The following is a 25,160-nucleotide window of genomic DNA, read 5'->3' as shown; positions in this document are numbered from 1 at the left end:
GCATGACAAGTCCGATGCCGCCGTTAAGGTCTGGTCAGATCAACGATGCCGGGATTCTCGTGACAACCATCGCTTCCTCGCCGACCGCACCCCTGTCGCCACCGCCCCAGACGACTGGATCGCCAACGCCGACCCCGCTGGCGGAGGCGATCCTCGACACGCTGGTCCACCGCATCGGCAAGGATGCACAGGCCGCGCGCCCGCACGACTGGCTGGCCGCGACGATCCTGACGATCCGCAACGACATCATCGAACGCTGGATGACGTCGACCAAGGCGGCGCATGCGGCCGGGGCCAAGCGGGTCTATTATCTGAGTCTGGAGTTCCTGATCGGCCGGTTGCTGCGCGATGCGATCGCCAATCTGGACCGGACCGGCGAAGTGACCGAGGCATTGGCATCGCTTGGCGTCGAGCTGGCCGCGCTGGAGGAGATCGAGCCGGACGCCGCACTCGGCAATGGCGGCCTCGGGCGGCTGGCGGCGTGCTTTATGGAAAGCCTCGCGAGCCTCGACCTGCCGGCCTACGGCTATGGCATCCGTTATGTGAACGGCATGTTCCGTCAGCGGATCGACGATGGCTGGCAGGTCGAGCTGCCCGAAAACTGGCTGTCGCACGGTAATCCGTGGGAGTTCGAGCGGCGCGAGAGCGCGTATTTCATCGGCTTCGGCGGCGAGGTCGTCGGCCACGAGGACGGGTCGATCCACTGGAAACCGGCCGAGGCGCTGGAGGCGCTGGCGGTCGACACCCCGGTCGTCGGATGGCGCGGCAAGCGGGTCAACACGCTGCGGCTGTGGACCGCGCGGGCGTTCGACCCGATCCGGCTGGATGCGTTCAACGCGGGCGACCATATCGGCGCGCTGGCGGGGCAGGCGCGGGCGGAATCGCTGGTGCGGGTGCTGTACCCGTCGGATTCGTCGGCGGCCGGGCAGGAGCTTCGGCTGCGGCAGGAATATTTCTTCTCCTCCGCCTCGATCCAGGACATCGTCCGGCGGCATGTCCAGTATTTCGGCGACATCCGCACGCTGGCCGAGAAGGCGGCGATCCAGCTGAACGACACGCATCCGGCGGTGTCGGTCGCCGAACTGATGCGCCTGCTGACCGACCACCACGACCTGGGGTTTGAGGAGGCGTGGGGCATCACCAAGGCGACGTTCGGCTACACCAACCACACGCTGCTGCCCGAGGCACTGGAAAGCTGGCCGCTGCCGCTGTTCGAGCGGCTTCTGCCGCGCCACATGCAGATCGTCTATGCGATCAACGCGAAGCTGCTGCGCGAGGCGCGGGCGGTCGCGGGCATGGACGACCGCGCGATCGCGGCGATCAGCCTGATCGACGAGGGCGGTGAGCGGCGGGTGCGGATGGCCAATCTGGCGTTCGCGGGCGCGCACAGCGTGAATGGCGTGGCCGCACTGCACACCGACCTGATGAAGCAGACGGTGTTTGCCGATTTCCACAGGCTGTATCCGACGCGGATCAACAACAAGACCAACGGCATCACGCCGCGCCGCTGGTTGCAGGAATGCAACCCCGGCCTGACCGCGCTGATCCGCGAGGCGATCGGCGACGGCTTTCTCGACGACCTGACTAGGCTGACCGACCTGCGCCCGTTTGCCGGGGATGCCGGTTTCCGGGAGCGGTTCATGGCGGTGAAGCGTTCTAACAAGGTGGCACTGGCAGCGCATCTTCGCGAGAGCATGGGGCTTCGGGTCGACCCGGATGCGCTGTTCGACGTGCAGATCAAGCGGATCCACGAATACAAGCGCCAGTTGCTGAACATCGTCGAGACGGTCGCGCTGTACGACCAGATCCGCAGCCACCCCGAACGCGACTGGACCCCGCGCGTGAAGTTGTTCGCGGGCAAGGCCGCGTCGAGCTATCATAACGCTAAACTCATCATCAAACTGGCGAATGACGTCGCGCGGCGGGTCAATGCGGACCCCAGCGTCGGCGGGCTGCTGCGCATCGCGTTCGTGCCGAACTACAATGTGTCGCTGGCCGAGAAGATCGTGCCGGCCGCCGACCTGTCCGAACAGATCTCGACCGCCGGTATGGAGGCGTCGGGCACCGGCAACATGAAGTTCGCGCTGAACGGTGCGCTGACGATCGGCACGCTGGACGGCGCGAACGTCGAGATCCGCGATCATGTCGGCGCGGACGACATCGTCATCTTCGGCATGACCGCCGACGAGGTCGCGGATCGCCGTGCGAGCGGGTATGAACCGCGCAGCGTGATCGAAGGATCGCCCGAACTGCGCCAGGCGGTGAACGCGATCAGTTCCGGCGTGTTCTCGCCCGACGATCACGGCCGCTATGCCGGGTTGATGGACGGGCTGTACGCGCACGACTGGTTCATGGTCGCCGCCGATTTCGATGCCTATGCATCGGCGCAGCGCGAGATCGACCGGCGCTGGGCGGACAAGGACGGCTGGGCCGCCAGCGCGATCCGCAACGTGGCGGGCGTGGGCTGGTTCTCGTCCGACCGCACGATCGCCGAATATGCGCGCGACATCTGGGGCGTGATGTGACGCCGCCGCGTGACGCGATCCGGGCGCTGCTCGATGGGCGTCACGACGATCCTTTTTCGCTGCTCGGCGTGTTCGACAGCCCGCAGGGCAGTTTCGCGCGGGTCTGGTTGCCGGGGGCGGAAACGGCGGAGGCGCATGACCTGACCGGCGTGTCGCTCGGCGTGCTGGACCGGGTGGACGACGCCGGGCTGTTCGAGGGGCTGGTGACGGGCGATCCTCGGCCGATCCGCTACCGCGCGACCGGTGGCGGCGCGACGTGGGACGTGACCGATCCGTACAGTTTCGGCCCCGTGCTGGGGCCGGTCGACGATCTGCTGATGGCGCAGGGCACGCATTTCCGGCTGTACGACAAGCTGGGCGCACACCCGATCCACCACGAGGGTGCCGACGGCATGCACTTCGCGGTCTGGGCGCCCAATGCGCGGCGGGTGTCGGTCGTCGGGGACTTCAATGACTGGGATGGGCGACGGCATCCGATGCGCCGGCGCGGAGCCATCGGCGTGTGGGAGATCTTCCTGCCCGATATCGGCACCGGTCGCGCCTACAAGTTCGAGATCGTGGGAGCAGACGGTCAGGTCCAGCCGCAAAAGGCCGATCCGTTCGCGGTCGCGACCGAGCTTCGCCCCGCTACCGCGTCCGTCACCGCCGGTCCGTGCGGTCATGTCTGGGGCGACGACGCGCACCGCGCGCACTGGGCTTCGGTCGATCAGCGCCGCGAGGCGATCAGCATCTACGAGGTCCATGCCGGGTCGTGGGACCGCGATGCCAGCGGCTGGTATCTGTCCTGGGACGCGCTGGCCGAGCGGCTGATCCCGTACGTCGTCGACATGGGTTTCACCCATATCGAGTTCATGCCGGTCGCCGAGCATCCGTACGACCCAAGCTGGGGATATCAGACGACCGGCCTGTATGCGCCGTCCGCGCGGTTCGGCGATGTCGACGGGTTCGCGCGCTTCGTCGATGGCGCGCACCGCGCGGGGCTTGGTGTGCTGGTCGACTGGGTGCCGGCGCATTTCCCGACCGACGCGCACGGCCTTGCCCATTTCGACGGCACCGCGCTGTACGAGCATGAGGATCCGCGCCTGGGGTTCCACCCGGACTGGAATACCGCGATCTACAATTTCGGGCGGCGCGAGGTGGCGGCGTTCCTGGTCAACAATGCGTTGTTCTGGGCCGAACGCTATCACATCGACGGGCTGCGCGTGGATGCGGTCGCGTCGATGCTGTACCGCGATTATTCGCGGCAACCCGGCGAATGGATCGCCAATGCCGAAGGTGGGCGCGAGAATTGGGAGGCGGTCGACTTCCTGCGCAGCGTCAACCGCGAGGTCTATGGCCGCTTTCCCGGCGTGTTTACCGTCGCCGAGGAATCGACCGCCTGGCCCGGCGTATCCGCGCCTGCGCTGGTGGAGGGGCCGCGCACCAACCTAGGCTTCGGGTTCAAGTGGAACATGGGTTTCATGCACGACACGCTCCAGTACATGGCACGCGAGCCGGTGCATCGGAAACATCACCATGGCGAGATCACGTTCGGCCTTGCCTATGCCTTCAGCGAGAACTTCGTACTCCCGCTGAGCCATGACGAGGTGGTGCACGGCAAGGGATCGCTGCTGACCAAGATGGCCGGCGACGACTGGCAGCAGTTTGCGAACCTGCGGGCGTATTATGCGCTGATGTGGGGCCATCCCGGCAAGAAGCTGCTGTTCATGGGACAGGAGTTCGCGCAGCGGCGCGAATGGAGCGAGGATCGGCCGCTTGACTGGGATTTGCGCGTGTCGGCGGCGCATGAGGGCGTGCGCAAGCTGGTGCGCGACCTGAACCGGCTGTACCGCGCCACGCCCGCGCTGCACGCCCGCGATTGCGAGGCGGACGGGTTTGACTGGCTGATCGGCGACGACGCGGCCAATTCCGTCTTTGCCTGGGTGCGCAAGGCCCCGGGGGCGGCACCCGTTGTGGTGATCGCCAACATGACGCCGATCGCGCGCGCGCCCTACCGGGTGCCGATGCCCGCCAACGGGGTGTGGCGCGAAGTCTTCAACAGCGACGCGCATGACTATTGGGGCAGCGGCCTTGGCAATATGGGCGCGGTCGAGGCGAAGGACGGCGCGGCGTGGATCACGTTGCCGCCGCTGGCCACGATCATGCTGCAACTCGACAATCAGTAAACGGTCGCAAAGGCCGCACGAACAGGAGACGGACATGGTCGACAGGCGAGGACAACCACTGGCACGCGACGCGATGGCCTATGTGCTGGCGGGTGGACGTGGCAGCCGGCTGGCGGAACTGACCGATACACGCGCCAAACCGGCGGTGTATTTCGGCGGCAAGGCGCGGATCATCGACTTCGCGCTGTCGAACGCGATCAATTCGGGCATCCGCCGGATCGGGGTCGCGACCCAGTACAAGGCACACAGCCTGATCCGGCACCTGCAACGCGGCTGGAACTTCCTGCGCCCCGAACGCAACGAAAGCTTCGACATCCTGCCCGCCAGCCAGCGGATCAGCGAGTTCCAATGGTATGAGGGGACCGCCGACGCGGTGTACCAGAATATCGACATCATCGAGAGCTATGCGCCGGAATATATGGTCATCCTGGCCGGCGATCATATCTACAAGATGGATTACGAACTCATGCTCCAGCAGCATGTCGACAGCGGCGCGGACGTCACCGTTGCCTGCATGGAGGTGCCGCGGATGGAGGCGGTCGGGTTCGGCGTGATGCATGTCGATGCCGACGACCGGATCATTGATTTCGTCGAGAAGCCCGCCGATCCGCCGTCGATTCCCGGTCAGCCCGATGTCGCGCTGGCCAGCCTTGGCATTTACGTCTTCCACACCCGCGTCCTGTTCGACCAGCTGCGTCGCGACGCCGCCGAAGAGGGGTCGAGCCGCGATTTCGGGAAGGATCTGATCCCGTACCTCGTCGCCAACGGCAAGGCGATCGCCCATCGCTTCTCCGCCTCGTGCGTGCGGTCGCCGGGCGAGGCGGAATCCTATTGGCGCGACGTCGGCACGGTCGACGCCTATTGGGAGGCGAATATCGATCTGACCGACGTCGTGCCGCAACTGGACCTGTACGAGCGCAACTGGCCGCTGTGGACCTATTCGGAAATCACACCGCCGGCCAAGTTCGTCCATGACATCGACGGCCGGCGCGGATCGGCGGTCGCCAGCCTGGTGTCGGGCGATTGCATCGTGTCGGGATCGAGCATTCACCGCAGCCTGTTGTTCACCGGCGTCCGTACCCACAGCTTTGCCATGCTGGACGAAGCGGTCGTGCTGCCCGGCTGTCACATCGGGCGGGGATCGCGGTTGCGCCGGGTGGTGGTCGATCGCGGTGTGGTGATCCCCGACGGGCTGGTGGTCGGCGATGATCCCGCGCTGGACGCGACGCGGTTCCGCCGGACCGACAAGGGCATCTGCCTCATCACCCAGCCGATGATCGACCGGTTGCAGGCATGACGACCACCGTCCTGTCGGTCGCGTCGGAGGCGTATCCGCTGGTCAAGACCGGCGGGCTGGCCGATGTCGTCGGCGCATTGCCAGCTGCGCTGGCCATTCACGACGTGGCGGTGACCACGCTGATCCCGGGCTATCCCGCGCTGGCCGATACGCTTTGGCAGGGGAGGTCGGGGGAACAGGCGCGGGTCGTGCATGTCTATGACGATCTGCTGGGTGTCGAGGCGCGGTTGCTGGCGGGCGAGATCGCGGGTCATCCGCTGCTGGTGCTGGACGCGCCGGATCTGTTCGCGCGGGTCGGCGGCCTGTACGGCGATCGCGGGGGCAAGGACTGGCCCGACAACTGGCGGCGGTTCGCGGCGCTTGGGCGGGCGGGGGCGGATCTGGCGTCCGGCGCGATCCCCGGATACGCGTTCGATATCGCCCATGCCCATGACTGGCAGGCGGCGATGACGGCGGCCTATCTGCGTTATGCTCCCGGGCCGGGCGTGGCGGCGAAAAGCGTGGTGACGATCCACAATATCGCGTTTCAGGGGCGGTTCGATGCCAGCGTCTTTGCCGATCTCGGCCTGCCGGCGGGCGCGTTCGCGCTGGACGGGGTGGAATATTATGGCGGTGTCGGCTTCCTGAAGGCGGGGCTGGAGGCGGCGGACGCGATCGCGACGGTCAGCCCGACCTATGCGCAGGAAATCCGGCACGGCGAATACGGCATGGGGCTGGAAGGGTTGATCGCCACGCGCGCCGACCGGGTGCGGGGCATCGTCAACGGCATCGACCCCGCGGTATGGGATCCGGCGACCGATGCGGCGCTGCCCGTGCGCTATACCGCTCGGATCCTGGCGAAGCGGCGGATCAACAAGCGCGCGGTCGAGACGCGGTTCGGGCTGGATACCGGCGACGGGCCGATCTTCACCGTCATCAGCCGGCTGACCTGGCAGAAGGGCATGGACGTGCTGGCCGACTGCCTCGACCTGCTGGTGGCGCTTGGTGGGCGGCTGGCGCTGCTCGGATCGGGCGATGCCGAGCTGGAAGCCGCGTTCCTGGCCGCCGCCGACCGGCATCCCGGCCGGATCGGCGTCATCATCGGCTATGACGAGCCGCTTTCGCACCTGTTGCAGGGCGGGGCGGACGCGATCCTGGTGCCGTCGCGGTTCGAGCCGTGCGGCCTGACCCAGCTGTACGGGCTGGCCTATGGCTGCGTGCCGGTCGTCGCGCGGACCGGCGGACTGGCGGATACGATCATCGACGCGAACGCGGCGGCGCTGGGGGCGGGGGTCGCCACCGGCATCCAGTTCGGCGACGTGACCCCGGACTCTTTGGGGCTGGCGCTGCGCCGCGCGGTCGACTTATACGATTCGCCGTCGGTGTGGTCGGGGCTGCAACGACAGGGAATGAAGGCGGATTTTTCATGGCGGCGCAGCGGGCGTCTCTATGCCGACCTGTACTCGGGGTTGATCGAAGCATGATACGGACCGTCACGACCACGCCGTTCGGCGACCAGAAGCCCGGCACGTCGGGCCTGCGCAAGAAAGTGCGCGTGTTCCAGCAGCCGCATTATGCCGAGAACTTCATCCAGGCGACGTTCGACGCGGTGACGGACAAGGACGGCGCGACGCTGGTGATCGGTGGCGACGGCCGCTATCTGAACCGCGACGTCATCCAAACCGCGATCCGCATGGCCGCCGCCAACGGCTTTGGCCGCGTCGTGGTGGGGCAGGGCGGTATCCTGTCGACGCCGGCGGCCAGCAACCTGATCCGCCAGCGCGGCGCGATCGGCGGCCTCGTCCTGTCGGCCAGCCACAATCCCGGTGGCCCGGACGAGGATTTCGGGATCAAGTACAACATCGCCAATGGCGGACCGGCACCGGAAAAGGTCACCGACGCGATCCACGCGGGCACGCTGGCGATCTCGCGCTACCTGACGGTCGATGCCGACGACGTCGACCTTGATACGCTGGGCGAGGTGTCGGTCGGCGGCATGACGGTCGAGGTGGTCGATAGCGTTGCCGACTACGCGGCGCTGATGGAGACGCTGTTCGATTTTGACGCGATCCGGGGCGCGGTCGCCGGCGGATTCACGATGGCGTTCGACGCGATGAGCGCGGTTACGGGTCCGTATGCGACCGAGATCCTGGAACGGCGGCTTGGCTTTGCGACCGGCACGGTACGCAACGGCATCCCGCTGGAGGATTTCGGCGGCCATCATCCCGACCCCAACCTCGTCCATGCGCACGCGCTGTACGAAACCATGATGGCGGCCGACGCGCCCGATTTCGGCGCGGCGTCGGACGGGGACGGCGACCGGAACCTCATCATCGGCCGCCACCGGTTCGTCACGCCGTCGGACAGTCTGGCGATGCTGGCGGCGAACGCGCATCTGGCCAAGGGCTATGCCGGCGGGCTGAAAGGGATCGCCCGGTCGATGCCGACGAGCGCGGCGGCCGACCGGGTCGCGGCGAAGCTGGGTATCCCGGCGTTCGAGACGCCGACGGGGTGGAAGTTCTTCGGCACGCTGCTCGACGCCGGAATGGCGACGATCTGCGGCGAGGAGAGTGCTGGCACCGGGTCCGACCATGTCCGCGAAAAGGACGGGCTGTGGGCCGTGCTGCTGTGGCTGAACATCCTGGCGGTGCGCCGGGTTTCGGTCGATACGCTGGCGCGCGAGCATTGGGGCATTTACGGCCGCAACTATTACGCGCGCCACGATTACGAGGGCGTCGATACCGACCGCGCGGACGCGTTGATGACCGCCCTGCGCGCGTCGTTGCCGACGTTGCCGGGAACGACTTTCGGGCCGCTGACGGTCGAGACGGCGGACGACTTCGCCTACACCGATCCGGTCGATGGTTCGGTCAGCAACAGGCAGGGCGTGCGGGTGCTGTTCACGGGCGGCAGCCGCGTCGTGTTCCGCCTGTCGGGCACTGGCACCAGCGGCGCGACCTTGCGCGTGTACCTGGAGCGGTATGAGCCGGTTCGGGGCGATCTGGACCGGGAGACGCCGGACATGCTGGTCGACCTGATCGCGGCGGCCGAGGCGATCGCGGGCATTGCGCGGTACACGGGTCGGACCGCGCCGGATGTCGTGACGTGACCAGTCCGACCTCAAACCGGGCATTATCCGCAGAATGATGAAGGGGAGCGCCATGGGCGAGCCTCTTCGTGGTACGGCCCCCTCCATCACCGCCCAGGAGGGCGGCGGTCCCCCTCCCCGTTCCGGGGAGGAATCCGGCGCGGTGGTTACGGGCAAGGCTGTAAACTTTTCCGTTGTGTCACGCGATGCCGAGGCGCTGACGCTCTGCCTGTTCGACGGCCTCACCGAAACGCGGGTGCCGATGGCGCGCGACGGTGACCGGCATGGCGTAACCGTGCCGGATATCGGTCCCGGGCAGCGTTATGGGTATCGCGCGCACGGCCGATATGCACCGGACGAGGGGCTGTGGTTCGATCCGGCCAAGCTGCTGGTCGATCCCTATGCGGTGGAACTGGACGGGCGGTTCACGGCGGATCTCCGGTTGGCGGAATATGGCATCGACACCGCCGCGTTGGTCCCCAAGGCGATTGTCCCGGCGGTGCGGGCAGTCACGCCGGCACCGCCGCCGGTATTCGTCCCCGGCGGACTGATCTACGAACTGAACGTGCGCGGGTTCACCATGCGGCACCCGGACGTTCCGGCGGCGCAGCGCGGGACCATCGCCGCGCTGGCGCATCCGGCGGTCATCGCGCATCTGCAACGGCTTGGAGTTTCGGCGGTAGAGTTGATGCCGATCGTCGCATGGATCGACGAACGGCATCTGCCGCCGCTGGGGCTGACCAACGCCTGGGGGTATAATCCGGTCGTGCCGATGGCGCTGGATCCGGGGCTGGCACCCGGCGGCGTCGCCGAGTTGCAGGCGACGGTCGCGGCGCTGCGGGCGGCGGGGATTGGCGTCATTCTCGATCTGGTCTTCAACCACAGCGGCGAAAGCGACGTGCAGGGGCCGACTTTGTCGATGCGCGGGCTGGATAACCGGCTGTATTATACGCACGCGGCCGGTGGTGCGCTGGTCAACGATACGGGCACCGGCAACACGCTGAATGCCGGCGAGCCTGTCGTTCGCGACCTCATGCTCGCCAGCCTGCGGCATTTCGCCGCGCTGGGCGTCGACGGCTTCCGGTTCGACCTTGCGCCGGTTCTCGCGCGGTCGCCGGGGTTCGACCCACGCGCGCCGATCTTCGCCGCGATCGCCGCCGATCCGCTGCTGGCCGACCGGGTGATGATCGCCGAACCATGGGACATCGGGCCGGGCGGCTATCAACTGGGCGCGTTTCCCGACGACTGGCTGGAATGGAACGATCGCTACCGCGACGACGTCCGCCGGTTCTGGCGCGGGGATGCCGCGATGGCGGGGGCGCTGGCGACCCGGCTGACGGGGTCGTCGGACGTATTTCCCGGTCCGGCGACGCGCAGTGTCGGCTTCATCGCCGCGCATGACGGGTTCGCGCTGGCCGATGTCGTCGCCTATGAACAGCGGCACAATCACGCGAATGGCGAGGATAATCGCGACGGGCATGGCCAGAACCTGTCGTGGAATGCCGGGGTCGAGGGGCCGAGCGATGACCCGGCGGTCCTTGCGCGGCGGCGTGGCGACCTGCGCGCGCTGCTCGCCACGCTGTTCGCGACGCGCGGCACGATCCAGCTGAGCGCGGGCGACGAATTCGGCCGGACGCAGGGCGGCAACAACAACGCCTATGCGCAGGACAATCCCGTCACCTGGATCGACTGGGATGGACGCGACCGCGATCTGGAGGATTTTGCCGTGGCGCTGGCGGCGTTCCGGGCCGACCACCCCGTGCTGTCCGATCCGTGCTATCCGGCGGACGCGACGTGGTTGCGGCTGGACGGTATGCCGATGAGCGTGGCCGACTGGCAGGCGGCGGACACGGCCGGGTTCGAGCTGCGGTTGCCGGACGGTCCGGGTCGCCATGTATCGGTGCGGATCGACCGGGCCGCGCGGTCGTGCGTCCTGTCCAGCGTCACGGCCATCGTATCCTGACGTCGGAGCAGCCGCTGTGGCGTTCGGCGTCGACCCCGTGCTAACGGATCGTGCGACATGACTTTCCGTGACGACGCCCCGACCGACCATTCCCCCGCCTCGACGGAATCACGATACCGATCGCTGTTCGATGCGGTCGAAACCGGATTCTGCATCGTCGAGATGGTGTTCGATGGCGACACGGCGCGCGACTATCGCTTTGTCGAGGTCAACGCGGCATTCGAGCGGCAGACCGGGCTGGTGGACCCGGTCGGGCGGTTGGCCAACGAACTGGTGCCCGATCTGGAGCAGCATTGGTTCGACATCTATGGCATGGTCGCGCGGACCGGCGAGACGGTCCGGTTCGAGAACGGATCGGCGGCGATGGACCGCTGGTTCGAGGTGCAGGCGTTGCGGGTCGGCGGGCCGGGGTCGAACGAGGTCGCCATCCTGTTCGAGGACATATCGCTTCGCCGGCACGGCGAACGGGCATTGCGCGAAAGCGAGGAGCGGCTGCGCCAGGCCCTGTCGGTCGGCAAGGGCGTGGGGACGTGGAAGTGGCATACCGCCAGCGATCGGGTCGTGGCGGACGCCCAGTTTGCCAAACTCTACCGGGTCGACCCCGAAGAGGCGTTGCGCGGCGCGCCGCTGTCGGTGTTCACCGATGCGATGGACCCCGCCGACCGCCCGCGGGTCGAGGCGGCGATCGCGGCCTCGGTCGAAACCGGCGCGCCCTATTCGCAGGAATACCGGCTGCTGACCGCCGACGGCAACATCCGCTGGGTGCTGGCGCAGGGGCGATGCAATTATGACGCGACGGGCCGTCCGACCGACTTCCCCGGCATGGTGTTCGACATTACCGACCGGAAATCGGCCGAGATCCGGCAGGCTGCGCTGCTGGCCCTCAGCGACCGGCTGCGCGACCTGACCGACCCGGACGAGATCGCCTATGCCGCGTCCGAAATCCTCGGGCAGGCGCTGCGCGTCAGCCGGGTCGGCTATGGCATCATCGACAAGGTGGCCGAGACGATCACCATCGCGCGCGACTGGAACGCGCCGGGCATCACGACGATCGCCGGCGTGCTGCACTTTCGCGACTTCGGAACCTATATCGAAGATCTGAAAACGGGGCGGACCGCGATCGTCAGCAACGCGGACGAGGATCCGCGCACCCCCGGCGCGTCGGCCGATGCGCTGAAGCGGATCAGCGCCTGGTCCTTCGTCAACATGCCGCTGGTCGAACATGGCCGGTTCGTCGCGCTGATCTATGCCAATCACGAGCGGCCGCGCGTCTGGACCGACGATGACATCCTGCTGATCCGCGAGGTTGCCGAGCGGGTGCATGTGGCGTCCGAGCGGGTGCGGGCCGAGCAGGCGCGCTGGCAGAGCGACGAACAGTTTCGCATGTTCGCGCAGACGCTGCCCGACCATCTCTGGATGGCGCGGCCGGACGGCTATATCTACTGGTTCAGCGACCGGCTGCTGACCTATTGCGGCCGGCCGCTGGACGATCTGGTCGGTACGAACGCCTGGGGGGTCGTGGTGCATCCCGACGACTTGCCCGCGGCCGGCGCGGCGTGGGCGCAGGCGCTGGAGACCGGGACAACCTATGCGACGGAAATGCGGATCCGGGCCGCGGATGGCGGGTATCGCTGGTTCCTGGTGCGGGCGGAGGCATTGCGCGATGTCGACGGCACGATCCTGCGCTGGATGGGGGCCAACACCGACATCGACGAGCGTCGCCGGCAATCCGCCGAACTCGCCCGCCTGAACGCGACGCTGGAGGATCAGGTCGCGGAACGGACGCGCGAGCTGATGGCGGCCGAAGAAGCGCTGCGACAGAGCCAGAAGATGGAGGCGGTCGGCCAGCTGACCGGCGGTCTGGCGCATGACTTCAACAACCTGCTGACGGGCGTGCTGGGCAGCCTGGAACTGCTGGGCATCCGCATGGCGCAGGGGCGGCTGGCCGATGTCGAACGCTATTCGCTGGCGGCACAGGGCGCGGCGCGGCGGGCGGCGGCGCTGACCCACCGGCTGCTCGCGTTTTCACGCCGGCAGACGCTCGATCCGCGACCGACCGACGTCAACCGGCTGATCGCGGGGCTGGAGGATATGGTGCGGCGGACGGTCGGGCCGCAGGTGACGGTCGAGGTCGTCGCGGCGGGCGGCCTGTGGCCGACATTGGTCGATCCCAACCAGTTGGAGAACGCGCTGCTCAACCTGTGCATCAACGCGCGCGACGCGATGCCGGGTGGTGGCCGCCTGACGATCGAGACAGCCAATCGCTGGCTGGACGAACGCGGCGCGCTGGGGCGCGAACTGCCGCCCGGCCAATATGTGTCGATCTGCGTGTCCGACACCGGCACCGGCATGACGCCGGACGTGATCGCCAAGGCGTTCGACCCGTTCTTCACGACCAAGCCGATCGGCCTTGGCACCGGGCTTGGCCTGTCGATGATCTATGGCTTTGCGCGCCAGTCGGGCGGTCAGGTGCGGATCTATTCCGAGGTGGGGGAGGGGTCGAACATCTGCGTCTACCTGCCGCGTCACAACGGGCCGGCCGATGCGATAGGCGAGGATCAGACGCGCACGATCGAGCCGCAGGCGACCACCGGCGAAACGGTGCTGGTCGTCGATGACGAGCCGACCGTGCGGATGCTGGTGGTCGAGGTGCTGGAGGAACTGGGCTATGCCGCGCTGGAGGCGGGGGACGGCGCGGCCGGGCTGGAGATCCTGCGATCGGACGCGCGGATCGACCTGCTCGTGACCGATGTCGGCCTGCCCGGCGGGATGAACGGTCGCCAGATGGTGGACGCGGCACGGGTCGACCGGCCCGACCTGCCGGTGCTGTTCATCACCGGCTATGCCGAGAATGCGGTGCTGGGCAACGGCCAGCTTGAGGCGGGGATGCACGTCATGACCAAGCCGTTCGGCATGGACGCGCTGGCCGACCGGATCCGGGGGCTGATCGCGGGATAGCGGCGGCCCGGTTACCCGAACACCACCGTCTTGTTGCCGTTGACCAGTATCCGCCGTTCGACATGCCAGCCGACCGCGCGGGCCAGTACGCGACATTCGATGTCGCGGCCGATCGCCACCAGGTCGTCCGGCGTCTGCGCGTGGCTGACGCGTTCGACACCCTGTTCGATGATCGGCCCTTCGTCGAGGTCGGTGGTGACGTAATGCGCGGTGGCGCCGATGATCTTCACGCCGCGCGCATAGGCCTGATGATAGGGTTTCGCGCCCTTGAAGCTTGGCAGGAAGCTGTGATGGATGTTGATGCAGCGCCCGGCCAGCGCCTCGCACAGCGCCGGCGACAGGATCTGCATGTAGCGCGCCAGCACGACCAGATCGGGGTCGGTGGTGGCGACGTGGTCCATGAACGCGGCGTCTCGCGCCTCCCTGCCGGCGGGCAGCAGATGATAGGGCAGGCCGTTCCATTCGACGAACGACCGCATGTCGTCATGGTTGGAGACGACGCCGGCAATCTCGACCGGCAGAAGGCCGGCGCGCCAGCGGTGGAGCAGGTCGAACAGGCAATGCCCGAACCTCGACACCGCGATCAGGATACGGGGCTTGGTCGTGCCGTCGTGCAGCGACCAGTCCATGCCGAACCGCTCGGCGATGGGCGTCAGGCCGGCGCGCAAAACGTCCACCGAGGGCATCGCCGCGTCGTCGGCGCGAAAGACGGTGCGCATGTAGAAGCGATCGGCGACCGCGTCGTTGAAGTGGTTCGATTCCTCGATCGACGCATGGTTGTCGGCAAGGAAGCCGGACACCGCCGCGACCACGCCCCGACGGTCCGGGCAACGGAGCAGCAGGATGTGGCGGGCGGGTCCGGTCGTCACGGGATCAGGCCGCGCCGAACACGCGCGCGAAGATCGTGTCGACATGCTTCAGGTGATAGCCAAGGTCGAACTTGGACTCGATCTCCTCCACCGACAGCGCGGCGGTGACGTCGGGGTCGGCCTTCAGCAGGTCCAGCAGCGACAGCTCGCCGTCCGATTCCCATACCTTCATCGCGTTGCGTTGAACCAGCCGATAGCTGTCCTCGCGGTTGACGCCGGCCTGGGTCAGCGCGAGCAGGACGCGCTGCGAATGGACGAGGCCGCCCATCTTGTTCAGGTTCTTCGCCATCCGCGCGGGGTACACGACCAGCTTGTCCATCACCCCGGTCAGGCGGGCGAGCGCGAAGTCGAGCGTGATCGTCGCGTCGGGGCCGATATAGCGTTCGACCGACGAGTGCGAAATGTCGCGCTCATGCCACAGCGCGACGTTTTCCAGCGCCGGCGTGACATAGCCGCGGACCATGCGGGCAAGGCCGGTCAGGTTTTCGGTCAGGACCGGATTGCGCTTGTGCGGCATCGCCGACGACCCCTTCTGGCCGGGCGAGAAATATTCCTCCGCCTCCAGCACTTCGGTCCGCTGGAGATGGCGGACTTCGGTCGCGAGCCGCTCGATCGAGCTGGCGATGACGCCAAGGGTCGCAAAGAACATCGCGTGGCGATCACGCGGGATGACCTGGGTCGAGACGGGTTCGACGCTGAGGCCCAGCTTGGCGGCGACATATTCTTCCACGAACGGGTCGATGTTGGCGAAGGTGCCGACCGCGCCCGAGATCGCGCAGGTGGCGACGTCGGCGCGGGCGGCGACCAGGCGGGCGCGGTTGCGCGCGAACTCGGCATGCGCCTGTGCCAGCTTCAGGCCGAAGGTGACGGGTTCGGCGTGGATGCCGTGGCTGCGGCCGATCGTCGGCGTCATCTTGTGTTCGCGCGCGCGGCGTTCGAGCACGACCAGCAGCGCGTCGATATCGGCGATCAGGATGTCGGCGGCGCGCGCCAGCTGCACCGCCAGCGCGGTATCGAGCACGTCGGACGAGGTCATGCCCTGATGCAGGAAGCGCGCCTCCGGCCCTGTGCGCTCGCTGACATGCGTCAGGAAGGCGATGACGTCGTGCTTGGTTTCCGCCTCGATCGCGTCGATGCGGGCGATGTCGAAGTCGCCGGCTGCCTTGTCGGCCTCCCAGATGCGGGTCGCGGCCTCGCGCGGGACGACGCCCAGTTCGGCGAGCGCGTCGGTGGCGTGGGCCTCGATCTCGAACCAGATGCGGAAGCGGGCCTGGGCGTCCCAGATCGCGGTCATGGGGGCGCGGGAATAACGGGGGACCATTGATAACCTCGATCGTGGAGTCTGCACGGTTCACCGCACGGCGCACGGCGTGGCGGGCATTAGCAGGGGTGGGCCGAACCTACAAATCCGGCGGCATCGGTCCTATATCCTGCATCGACGAAAGATATTGGGCAGAGTTTCGACAGGTCGACTGGCCGATCGTCCAGTATCCGTCACAACGAGCATAGGAGAACAACCATGCTGAAGTACGCTTTTCTCGCCGGTTCGATGATCGTTGCTGCACCGGTTGCAGCCCAGACCATGACCCCGGCACCGCAGACCGCAACGCCGCAGACGACGGCACCGGCGACGACTTCGCCCGAGCCAGCAATGCCTGCGACCGATCCGGCGACAACCACGCCGGCACCGACGTCGGACCCGGCGGCAACGGGCGATACGACCGCGTCGACGACCGCACAGCCGGCATCGGGCGACCAGGTGGCCGGAATCGTCGACAAGGAGTTCGCGACCTATGACAAGGACGCCAATGGCGGCCTGAACCAGTCCGAGTTCAGCGGCTGGATGGTCACGCTGCGCAGCGCCAGCGACCCGAGCATGAAGGCGGACAGCGCGGAGACCAAGACCTGGCTGAAGGGGGCCTTTGCCCAGGCCGACAAGGACAAGAGCAAGACGGTCACCAAGACCGAGTTGACCGGGTTCCTGTCGCAGGGCGCATCCTGAACGACGCCGCGCTGACCCGGCGTCGGCCGGGGAGGTGACAAAGGGGCCGCCGGAGCGATCCGGCGGCCCTTTTTCTACTGGCTTTCGGCCTTGCGAGGGGCGGAAATCTTCGGTCGGACGCCTGCCTTCCCGGGTGACAGGGGCGGCGGGGGCGGTCTACACTGGCCACCCCCAGACCCGGTTCTACCGGGCGCAACCGGCAGGAGAGACGATCCATGAAACTGGCAAGCCTGAAGCACGGCCGCGACGGTCGGCTCGTCGTCGTTTCCAACGATCTGGCCTGGTATGCGGACGCGGGGCACATCGTCGGCACGTTGCAGGCCGCGCTCGACGACTGGGACCGGGTGTCGGTCGACCTGGAAAATCTGGCCACCGACCTGGAACATGCGGCCATCCCGCGCGAACGCTTTCATGAGCATGACGCCGCGGCACCGCTGCCGCGCGCGTATCAGTGGGCCGACGGATCGGCGTATGTGAACCATGTCGCGCTGGTGCGGCAGGCGCGCGGAGCCGAGATGCCCGAGACGTTCTGGCACGATCCGCTGATGTATCAGGGCGGGTCGGACGGGTTCCTGGGGCCGCGCGACGCCATTCCGCTGGGTGATCCGGCCTGGGGCTGCGACATGGAGGGCGAGGTGGTCGTCGTGACCGGCGACGTGGCCATGGGAGCCACCCGCGAGGAGGCGCTGGCGGCGGTGCGGCTGGTCGGTCTGACCAACGACGTGTCGCTGCGCGGGCTGATTCCGGGCGAACTGGCCAAGGGGTTCGGGTTCTTCCAGTCCAAGCCGGCCTCCGCCTTCTCGCCGGTGTTCGTGACGCCCGATGCGCTTGGCGACTGGTGGCAGGAGGGCAAGCTGCACCGCAAGCTGATGGTCGACCTGAACGGCCAGCCGCTTGGCCGGGCCGATGCGGGCAAGGACATGACCTTCGATTTCGGGACGTTGATCGCGCATGCCGCCCGGACGCGCAAACTGGGCGCGGGCACGATCATCGGGTCGGGCACGGTGTCGAACTGGGGCACCGATGGCGGGCCGGGCAAGCCGGTGGCGGACGGCGGCGTCGGCTATTCCTGCCTCGCCGAGGTCCGCACGGTCGAGACGATCACCACCGGCGCGGCGACGACGCCGTTCCTGAAGGCGGGCGATACCGTGCGGATCTGGGCCGAGGACGACCGGCATCACCCGATCTTCGGCGTGATCGAACAGACGGTGGTCGCTGCATGAGGATCATCGCGCCCGCGCTGTTGCTGCTTGCCTGCGCGACGACGGCGGCGGGCGCGCGGGGTGTGCCGGCGCGCATGGTGCCGGCGCAGGGCGTGCGGACGCCGGCCGACCTGTACGGGCCGCTGTTCCACGACGTGCAGATGCGGCGGATATTCCCGGACGGAAAGACCTTTGTCGATGCGGTGGCGAAGCGGCCGGCGGCGGTCATTCTGGCCGCGTACCGGCGGGAGAAGCCGGCGGACGACGCGGCGCTGAAACGCTTCGTCCTCGCGCATTTCGATGTGCCGTCCGACGCGCCGGTGGTGGCGTCCAGCGCGGCGCGGCCGACGATGGCGGCGCATATCACCGGCCTGTGGCGCGACCTTGCCCGGCCGCCGCTGTCGCCGGCGGCGGGGTCGTCGGCGCTGGCGTTGCCGGCCCCCTATGTCGTGCCGGGCGGGCGGTTTCGTGAACCCTATTACTGGGACAGCTATTTCACGATGCTGGGCCTGAAGGCGGATGGGCGCGACGACCTGATCGACGGGATGATCGACGACTTCGTGTCGCTGGTCGAACGATACGGGCACGTCCCCAATGGTGCGCGGACCTATTATGTCAGCCGGTCGCAGCCGCCGTTCCTATACCTGATGATGGGCCTGTCCGAGCAGCGTGCGCCAGCGGTCAGGCGGCGGCGGCTGGCGGCGCTCAGGGCCGAACATGCGTACTGGATGCGCGGCGTGGCGACCGTGTCGGCGAAGGTTCCGGCGGCGGCGCGGGTGGTGCGGATGCCCGACGGGGCGGTGTTGAACCGTTATTATGACGACCGCGACACCCCGCGCGACGAAAGCTACCGCGAGGACGTGCTGACCGCGCAGGCCAGCGGGCGGGCCAGTGGTCGGGCGGCGGCAGAGGTGTACCGCGACCTGCGCGCGGGCGCGGAGAGCGGATGGGATTATTCGTCACGCTGGTTGGGCGACGGGCGGACGCTGAAGACCATTCGTACCACGGCGATCGTGCCGGTCGACCTGAACGCACTGCTCTATGGTCAGGAACGGGCTATCGCGGCGGCGTGCAGGGCGCTGGCCGACGCGATCTGCGCGCGGGACTTCGACGGGCAGGCCGCGCGGCGGCGGGCGGCGGTCGAGCGATGGCTGTGGGTGCCCGGGCAGGCGCGCTACGGCGATTATGACTGGCAGGCGGGCATGGTCCGCACGGGCCTGAGCGCCGCGACCGCCTATCCGCTGTTCACCGGCCTTGCCGCGCCCGATCGCGCGAAGGCGGTGGCGCGGACGATCGCCGGCACGTTGCTGGCCCCCGGCGGCCTGCGGACGACGACGGTGCGGACCGGGCAGCAATGGGATACGCCCAATGGCTGGGCACCGCTGCAATGGGTGGGGCATGAGGCGTTGCGCGCGGCCGGCGACAGCGTGACCGCGCAACTGGTGGCGACCCGCTTCCTGATGACGGCGGAGCGGGAATATCGGCGCAGCGGCAAGATGCTGGAGAAATACGACGTCGAGGAAAGCCGTGCCGGCGGTGGCGGGGAATATCCGACGCAGGATGGCTTTGGCTGGACCAACGGCGTCGTGCGGGCGTTTCAGGTGGCGTATCCGGTGCAGTGACCGGCGCGGCAATCGGGGGCTGGAAGGTTACAAAGGTTATACCCGCAGCGGGGGGGGGGTAGTGTTTCCAGGATATGCCCCGACTACAACACCGTGACATTGATCCACCCGTCACCGGCGAGCGTGGCGAAGCAATCCAGAGCGTCGGAGGCGTGGTCCTGGATTGCTTCGCCACGCTCGCGGGTGACGGATCAGGCTTTGATATCTCAAGCGTTAATGACGATGCGATCGTTTCATATCGGCCGCCAATAGGACAGCGGTTTTTATGAGCTGGTTTCCATGCGTCTACGCCGCCTCGCGGTGACATTCGCGTACGGTCGGGACGCGATCCACGGCACGCGGCAGTCCCGCCAGCCGCCCGGTTTCGTCGCAGGCGCGAACAGAGGCCGTGAACGGCGGACCGTCCACCTGATGCGCGCAATCAAGGGTCCAGCGGGCGCGGCCGGGTCGGGGCGCGCGCATGGCGCCGACGCGCCAGCGGGTGCGCGCGGGGGACGGGGCGACCAGCGGATCATCGCTGCCGTGACGCCGGTGGAGGAGTGCGATCGTCTGGCCACCCGCCGCCGCGACGCAGACGCGGGCGAGGGCGGCGGGGCCGATGCGGGCAGCCTCGCCGATGACCGCGCCCAGGCCGCGATGGAGCAATCCCGCCTCCATCAGCCGGGCCACGTCGGCGTCGTCCGATGCCGCCACCCGGATCAGGCGACCGGGTGCGAGGCCCACGGCGGTAGGGTCGGGCGCAAACAGATCCTGTCGGCTGGCGATCCACAGGACCGGTCCCCAGCAGCGTGCGGCGAGGCCGGCGAGGAACAGCGTGGTCGCGATCTCGTCGTCGAGCGTCGGCGTGGCGGCGGTCACCTCGTGCAGCGCGTCCAGCCGCAGGCCGTCATCGGCCAGCCGGGAATCGACGTCCGCCACGCCGAACGGCATTTCCGGTCGGCGGCTGAAACCGTCGCGCGTCAGGTCGCCCAGCGCGGCCTGCAATGCGGCAAGGGTACGACTCGACACAGGTTGCGATCACGGACTATCGTTCATGGTCCGTTCTCTTTGCCCGTCGGCTCAGTCTTTTGCAAACGTCCAGTATCGGAACAGCAGGAAGCTGACGAACGGGGTCACGCCGACCGTCGCGACGACGGGCGTCCAGACCGGCAGGCCCCAGGCGTGGGTCGCCAGCCAGACCCAGAAGCTGTTGAGCGCAAAGGCGATGGCGGAGGCGACGACGAACTTGGTAATCATCGCGCCCTCGCGCCCCGGCTCGGCGCGAAAACTCCAGCGGCTGTGGACCAGATAGCCGATGCCGACGCCGAACGCGGTGCTGATGGTGTTGGCGATCAGCGGCGGGACATGCAGCACGGCGGCGAACAGCAGGTAGACGCCGGCCGCGAACAGCGTGACGCCAAGCCCGCCGATGCCGTAGCGCACCAGTTGCAGGAACGCCTCGTTCGCCAGCAGCGGGCGCAGTGCGGCGATCGTCATGCGGGTGCGCGCGGGCATCAGGGGTGGGTTCCGGTTGACATCGCGTTCGCGCCTACGCGGTGGACCGGGGTCGTCGCAAGCCGCAATACGTCGATCCGGGCCACGGACCCTCTCGCCATGGCCGTTGAAATATAATAACAAGGGTTTGAAACAGTCGAGTCCGTGCTCCGGCGCCTTCCCTACGGGCGGGCCGGACAAGCGGGCCGGATATGGAGAGATGCGTGGCGAGCGACCACCCCCGATCGAATCTGCAGCCGCTGACGCTGCACGTCCCCGAACCGCGCTTCCGCCCCGGCGACGAGGCGGACTTCGTCGCGGTCGAGGTGCCGGCCGCCGGCCTGTCGCGCCGGCCCGACACCGCCGAACCGGCCGCCGACTTTCACGACCTGTCCTATGGCCTGATCCGGGTGCTCGATGACGCGAACCAGGCGGTCGGCGCGTGGGATCCGAAACTGTCGCCGGATCTGATGCGGCGGATGCTGCGCTCGATGGTGCTGCTGCGCGCGTTCGATGAGCGGATGTTCCGGGCACAGCGCCAGGGCAAAACCAGCTTCTACATGAAGGCCACGGGCGAGGAGGCGGTGGCGGTCGCCGCCGCGCATGCGCTGGATTACGAGGACATGTGCTTCCCCAGTTACCGCCAGCAGGGGCTGCTGATCGCACGCAACTGGAGCCTGGTCGACATGATGAACCAGATCTATTCGAACAGCGCCGACCGGTTGCAGGGCAAGCAGCTGCCGATCATGTATTCGGTGCGCGAGGCGGGGTTCTTCTCGATCTCGGGCAATCTGACGACGCAATATCCGCAAGCCGTGGGCTGGGCGATGGCCAGCGCGGCCAAGGGCGATACGCGGATCGCCGCCGTGTGGTGCGGCGAGGGATCGACCGCGGAAGGCGATTTTCACTCCGCCTGCACCTTCGCCAGCGTCTACCGCGCGCCGGTAATCATGAACGTCGTCAACAACCAGTGGGCGATTTCCAGCTTTTCAGGGTTCGCCGGCGCGGAGGCGACGACCTTTGCCGCGCGGGCGATCGGTTATGGGATCGCCGGCCTCAGGGTCGACGGCAATGATGCGCTGGCGGTCTATGCCGCGACGCAGTGGGCGGCGGAACGCGCGCGGACCAACCAGGGGCCGACGCTGATCGAGCATTTCACCTACCGCGCGGAGGGGCATTCCACGTCGGATGATCCGTCGCAATATCGCAGCGCGAACGAGGCGACGGCGTGGCCGCTGGGCGACCCGATCAAGCGGTTGAAGGATCATCTGGTCGCGTGTCGTGAGTGGGACGAGGCCGCCCACGCCGCGCAGGACCGCGAGTGCGCCGAGCAGGTCAAGGCGGCGCAGAAGGAGGCCGAGAAGAACGGCATCCTCGGCCACGGGCTGCATCAGCCGCTCGACACGCTGTTCGACGGCGTGTTCGAGGAAATGCCGTGGCACTTGCGCGAGCAGCAGGCGCAGATGCTGGCCGAGGAAACCGCGAGCGGTCGGCCGTGGGATCGAAAAGCATGAACGCGGTGGGGACGATGAGCGAGACGACAGACATGCAACCCGAGACCCAACCCACCACCCGCATGACGATGATCCAGGCGATCAATTCGGCGATGGACGTCATGATGGCGCGCGACCCGGCCATGATCGTGATGGGCGAGGATGTCGGCTTTTTCGGCGGCGTGTTCCGCGCCACCGCCGGCCTGCAGGCGAAATACGGCAAGACCCGCGTGTTCGACACGCCGATCACCGAATGCGGGATCATCGGCGTGGCGGTCGGCATGGGCGCATACGGCCTGCGCCCGGTGCCGGAAATCCAGTTCGCCGATTACATCTATCCGGCACTCGACCAGTTGGTGTCGGAGGCGGCGCGGCTGCGCTATCGCTCGGCGGGCGAGTTCACCGCGCCGCTGACGGTGCGGTCGCCGTTCGGCGGCGGTATCTTTGGCGGGCAGACGCACAGCCAGTCGCCGGAGGGGATCTTCACCCATGTATCGGGCGTCAAGACGGTCATCCCGGCGACACCCTACGACGCCAAGGGCCTGCTGATCGCGTCGATCGAGGACAATGACCCGGTTCTGTTTTTCGAGCCGAAGCGGATCTACAACGGGCCGTTCGACGGGCATTGGGACCGGCCGGCGCAGAACTGGTCGAAGCATCCGGGCGGTGCGGTGCCGGAGGGGTATTACCGGATCGAGCTGGGCAAGGCGAACATCGTCCGGGCCGGGGATGCGGTGACGATCCTGGCATACGGGACGATGGTCCATGTCTGCGCGGCGGTGGTCGAGGACTCGGGCGTCGATGCCGAAATCATCGACCTGCGCACGCTGGTGCCGCTGGACATCGAGACGATCGAGGCGTCGGTGAAGAAGACCGGCCGCTGCATGATCGTGCACGAGGCGACGCGGACCGGCGGGTTCGGCGCCGAGCTGTCGGCGCTGGTGCAGGAGCGGTGCTTCTATCATCTGGAGGCCCCGATCGCGCGCGTGACCGGGTTCGACACGCCGTATCCGCACAGCCTGGAATGGGCATATTTTCCCGGGCCGGTCCGCATCGGCGAGGCCCTCAAGACATTGATGAAGGACGCATAATGGCTCGCTTCACCTTCAAGCTGCCCGACATTGGCGAGGGCATTTCCGAGGCCGAGATCGTCGCGTGGCATGTGGCCGTCGGCGACCGCGTCGAGGAAGACCAGCAGATCGCGGACATGATGACCGACAAGGCGACCGTCGAGATGGAGTCGCCGGTGTCGGGCGTGGTGGTCGAACTGGCGGGCGAGGTCGGCGACCAGGTGTCGATCGGTGCCGCGCTGGTCGTGATCGAGACGGATGCCGATGCCGGGTCGGGCGAGGTGATCGCCGCGCCGCCGACGGATGCGCAGGCCGAGACGGCCGAGCAGTATGAGGCGGAGAACCCTGGGGTCGAGGAGGCGCAGATCCTCCCCGGCACGGGGAGGGGGACCGCCAGCGAAGCTGGTGGTGGAGGGGGGGAGCCACAGGCTGTTCCCCCTATCGCTGTGCCCGAGCATGCAGCACAAACGAAAGCCCCTGTGGAAGCGCCCCTCCACCATCCTGCGGATGGTCCCCCTCCCCGTGCCGGGGAGGAACTTAAGGTGCTCGCTTCGCCCGCCGTTCGTGCCCGTGCGCGCGACCTGGGGATCGACCTGGCCACGGTGAAGACCGATGGCGAGCGGGTGCGGCATGCCGATCTGGATGCGTATCTGCGCTATGGATCGGCGCAAGGGTATCACGCGCCGCAAACGTCGCGCGCGCGCCCGGATGAGCCGGTGCGGGTCATCGGCATGCGGCGGCGGATCGCCGAGAACATGGCCGCGTCGAAGCGGGCGATCCCGCATTTCACCTATGTCGACGAGATCGACGTCACCGCGCTGGAGGCGATGCGCGCCGACCTGAACGATCACCGGGGCGCGCGGCCGAAGCTGACGATGCTGCCGCTGCTGATCGCCGCAATCTGCAGGACGATCCCCGACTTCCCAATGCTGAACGCGCGCTACGATGACGAGGCTGGCGTGGTGACCCGGGCCGGCAGCATCCATCTGGGCATGGCGACGCAGACCGATGCCGGGCTGATGGTGCCGGTGATCCGCGACGCGCAGGACCGCAACGTCTGGCAGCTCGCGACCGAGATCGGCCGACTGGCGGAGGCCGCGCGGACCGGCAAGGCGACCAGCGCCGAACTGTCGGGGTCCACGCTGACCATCACCTCGCTGGGGCCGCTGGGCGGGATCGCGACGACGCCGGTCATCAACCGCCCCGAAGTCGCGATCATCGGCCCGAACCGGATCATCGAGCGGCCGGTATTTACCGGGCGGGGCGACGAGATCCGCCGCGCCAAGCTGATGAACCTGTCGATCAGCTGCGATCACCGGGTCGTCGATGGCTGGGATGCGGCAAGTTTCGTCCAGGCGTTGAAACGCTATCTGGAAACCCCTGTGCTGCTGTTTGCCGATTGATGCTTTAACCATCGGCTAACCAATCTCGTTGATACCCGGTTCGGACTAACG

General features: G+C 67.7%; 17 protein-coding genes. 13 read left to right on the top strand and 4 right to left on the bottom strand.

Features of this window, described 5'->3' with window-relative positions; translation table 11 throughout:
* The first annotated feature begins 2 nt into the window (after positions 1–2).
* Genes ASE75_RS02220 through ASE75_RS02190 form a run of 7 tightly spaced genes read left to right on the top strand, consistent with a single transcriptional unit; the run spans position 3 to position 13,975 of the window.
* A complete protein-coding gene (locus ASE75_RS02220; protein WP_235512478.1) occupies positions 3–2,525 on the top strand; it encodes a glycogen/starch/alpha-glucan phosphorylase in 2,523 nt (840 codons plus the stop codon).
* Positions 2,522–4,690, top strand: coding sequence for a 1,4-alpha-glucan branching protein GlgB (glgB, locus tag ASE75_RS02215; RefSeq protein WP_055928107.1), 2,169 nt, complete (start codon positions 2,522–2,524; stop codon positions 4,688–4,690). The genes ASE75_RS02220 and glgB overlap by 4 nt, the downstream gene beginning before the upstream one ends.
* Positions 4,691–4,724: 34 nt before the next feature.
* The gene (gene glgC, locus ASE75_RS02210; RefSeq protein ID WP_055928104.1) at positions 4,725–5,987 is read left to right on the top strand and encodes a glucose-1-phosphate adenylyltransferase; all 1,263 of its coding nucleotides are present in this window, start codon (positions 4,725–4,727) and stop codon (positions 5,985–5,987) included.
* Positions 5,984–7,450, top strand: a complete 1,467-nt coding sequence (glgA, locus tag ASE75_RS02205; protein ID WP_055928101.1) for a glycogen synthase GlgA — start codon at positions 5,984–5,986, stop codon at positions 7,448–7,450. Before glgC ends, glgA begins: the two co-directional genes overlap by 4 nt.
* Positions 7,447–9,075, top strand: a complete 1,629-nt coding sequence (locus ASE75_RS02200) for an alpha-D-glucose phosphate-specific phosphoglucomutase (protein ID WP_055928097.1) — start codon at positions 7,447–7,449, stop codon at positions 9,073–9,075. Before glgA ends, ASE75_RS02200 begins: the two co-directional genes overlap by 4 nt.
* 52 nt (positions 9,076–9,127) lie before the next feature.
* Positions 9,128–11,017: a glycogen debranching protein GlgX gene (gene glgX, locus ASE75_RS02195; protein ID WP_082463800.1), complete on the top strand. Its 1,890-nt coding sequence runs from the start codon at positions 9,128–9,130 to the stop codon at positions 11,015–11,017.
* A gap of 57 nt (positions 11,018–11,074) precedes the next feature.
* On the top strand, positions 11,075–13,975 hold the full coding sequence (locus tag ASE75_RS02190; RefSeq protein ID WP_055928095.1) for a PAS domain-containing protein: 2,901 nt from the start codon (positions 11,075–11,077) through the stop codon (positions 13,973–13,975).
* An 11-nt stretch (positions 13,976–13,986) separates the two neighbouring features.
* On the opposite strand, the gene purU is transcribed toward ASE75_RS02190, so the two are convergent.
* Both purU and purB read right to left on the bottom strand, forming a co-directional pair.
* Positions 13,987–14,844 (bottom strand): formyltetrahydrofolate deformylase, encoded by an 858-nt coding sequence (purU, locus tag ASE75_RS02185; RefSeq protein ID WP_235512477.1) that lies wholly within the window; start codon positions 14,842–14,844, stop codon positions 13,987–13,989.
* 4 nt (positions 14,845–14,848) lie between these two features.
* Complete coding sequence (gene purB, locus ASE75_RS02180) at positions 14,849–16,165, bottom strand: adenylosuccinate lyase (protein WP_055928093.1); 1,317 nt, start codon at positions 16,163–16,165, stop codon at positions 14,849–14,851.
* Between the two features lie 198 nt (positions 16,166–16,363).
* Between purB and ASE75_RS02175 the strand changes: the two genes are divergently transcribed.
* From ASE75_RS02175 to treF, 3 genes are all read left to right on the top strand, one after another.
* Positions 16,364–16,846, top strand: a complete 483-nt coding sequence (locus tag ASE75_RS02175; protein WP_055928092.1) for a hypothetical protein — start codon at positions 16,364–16,366, stop codon at positions 16,844–16,846.
* Positions 16,847–17,061: 215 nt separating this feature from the next.
* The gene (locus ASE75_RS02170) at positions 17,062–18,069 is read left to right on the top strand and encodes a fumarylacetoacetate hydrolase family protein (protein ID WP_055928091.1); all 1,008 of its coding nucleotides are present in this window, start codon (positions 17,062–17,064) and stop codon (positions 18,067–18,069) included.
* Positions 18,066–19,670 carry an alpha,alpha-trehalase TreF gene (gene treF, locus ASE75_RS02165; RefSeq protein ID WP_082463736.1) on the top strand — a complete coding sequence of 535 codons (1,605 nt, stop codon included), beginning with the start codon at positions 18,066–18,068 and terminating at the stop codon, positions 19,668–19,670. The genes ASE75_RS02170 and treF overlap by 4 nt, the downstream gene beginning before the upstream one ends.
* A gap of 285 nt (positions 19,671–19,955) precedes the next feature.
* Here the strand turns inward: treF and ASE75_RS02160 are convergent, their stop codons facing one another.
* Positions 19,956–20,678: an ImuA family protein gene (locus ASE75_RS02160; RefSeq protein WP_055928088.1), complete on the bottom strand. Its 723-nt coding sequence runs from the start codon at positions 20,676–20,678 to the stop codon at positions 19,956–19,958.
* A gap of 51 nt (positions 20,679–20,729) precedes the next feature.
* A complete protein-coding gene (locus tag ASE75_RS02155; RefSeq protein WP_162233697.1) occupies positions 20,730–21,146 on the bottom strand; it encodes a GtrA family protein in 417 nt (138 codons plus the stop codon).
* A 209-nt stretch (positions 21,147–21,355) separates the two neighbouring features.
* Here ASE75_RS02155 and ASE75_RS02150 point away from each other — a divergent pair, with 209 nt between their 5' ends.
* The 3 genes from ASE75_RS02150 to ASE75_RS02140 all read left to right on the top strand — a co-directional run bounded on the left by ASE75_RS02150 (position 21,356) and on the right by ASE75_RS02140 (position 25,109).
* The gene (locus ASE75_RS02150) at positions 21,356–22,657 is read left to right on the top strand and encodes a thiamine pyrophosphate-dependent enzyme (RefSeq protein ID WP_055928083.1); all 1,302 of its coding nucleotides are present in this window, start codon (positions 21,356–21,358) and stop codon (positions 22,655–22,657) included.
* Between the two features lie 62 nt (positions 22,658–22,719).
* Entirely contained in the window at positions 22,720–23,727 is a 1,008-nt protein-coding gene (locus ASE75_RS02145; RefSeq protein ID WP_055929260.1) for an alpha-ketoacid dehydrogenase subunit beta, read from the top strand.
* Positions 23,727–25,109: a dihydrolipoamide acetyltransferase family protein gene (locus ASE75_RS02140; RefSeq protein ID WP_055928080.1), complete on the top strand. Its 1,383-nt coding sequence runs from the start codon at positions 23,727–23,729 to the stop codon at positions 25,107–25,109. The genes ASE75_RS02145 and ASE75_RS02140 overlap by 1 nt, the downstream gene beginning before the upstream one ends.
* Positions 25,110–25,160 lie beyond the last annotated feature (51 nt).

The sequence above is a fragment of the Sphingomonas sp. Leaf17 genome (assembly GCF_001421505.1).
Taxonomy (GTDB): domain Bacteria; phylum Pseudomonadota; class Alphaproteobacteria; order Sphingomonadales; family Sphingomonadaceae; genus Sphingomonas.
This window is presented reverse-complemented; position numbering and strand designations above follow the sequence as displayed.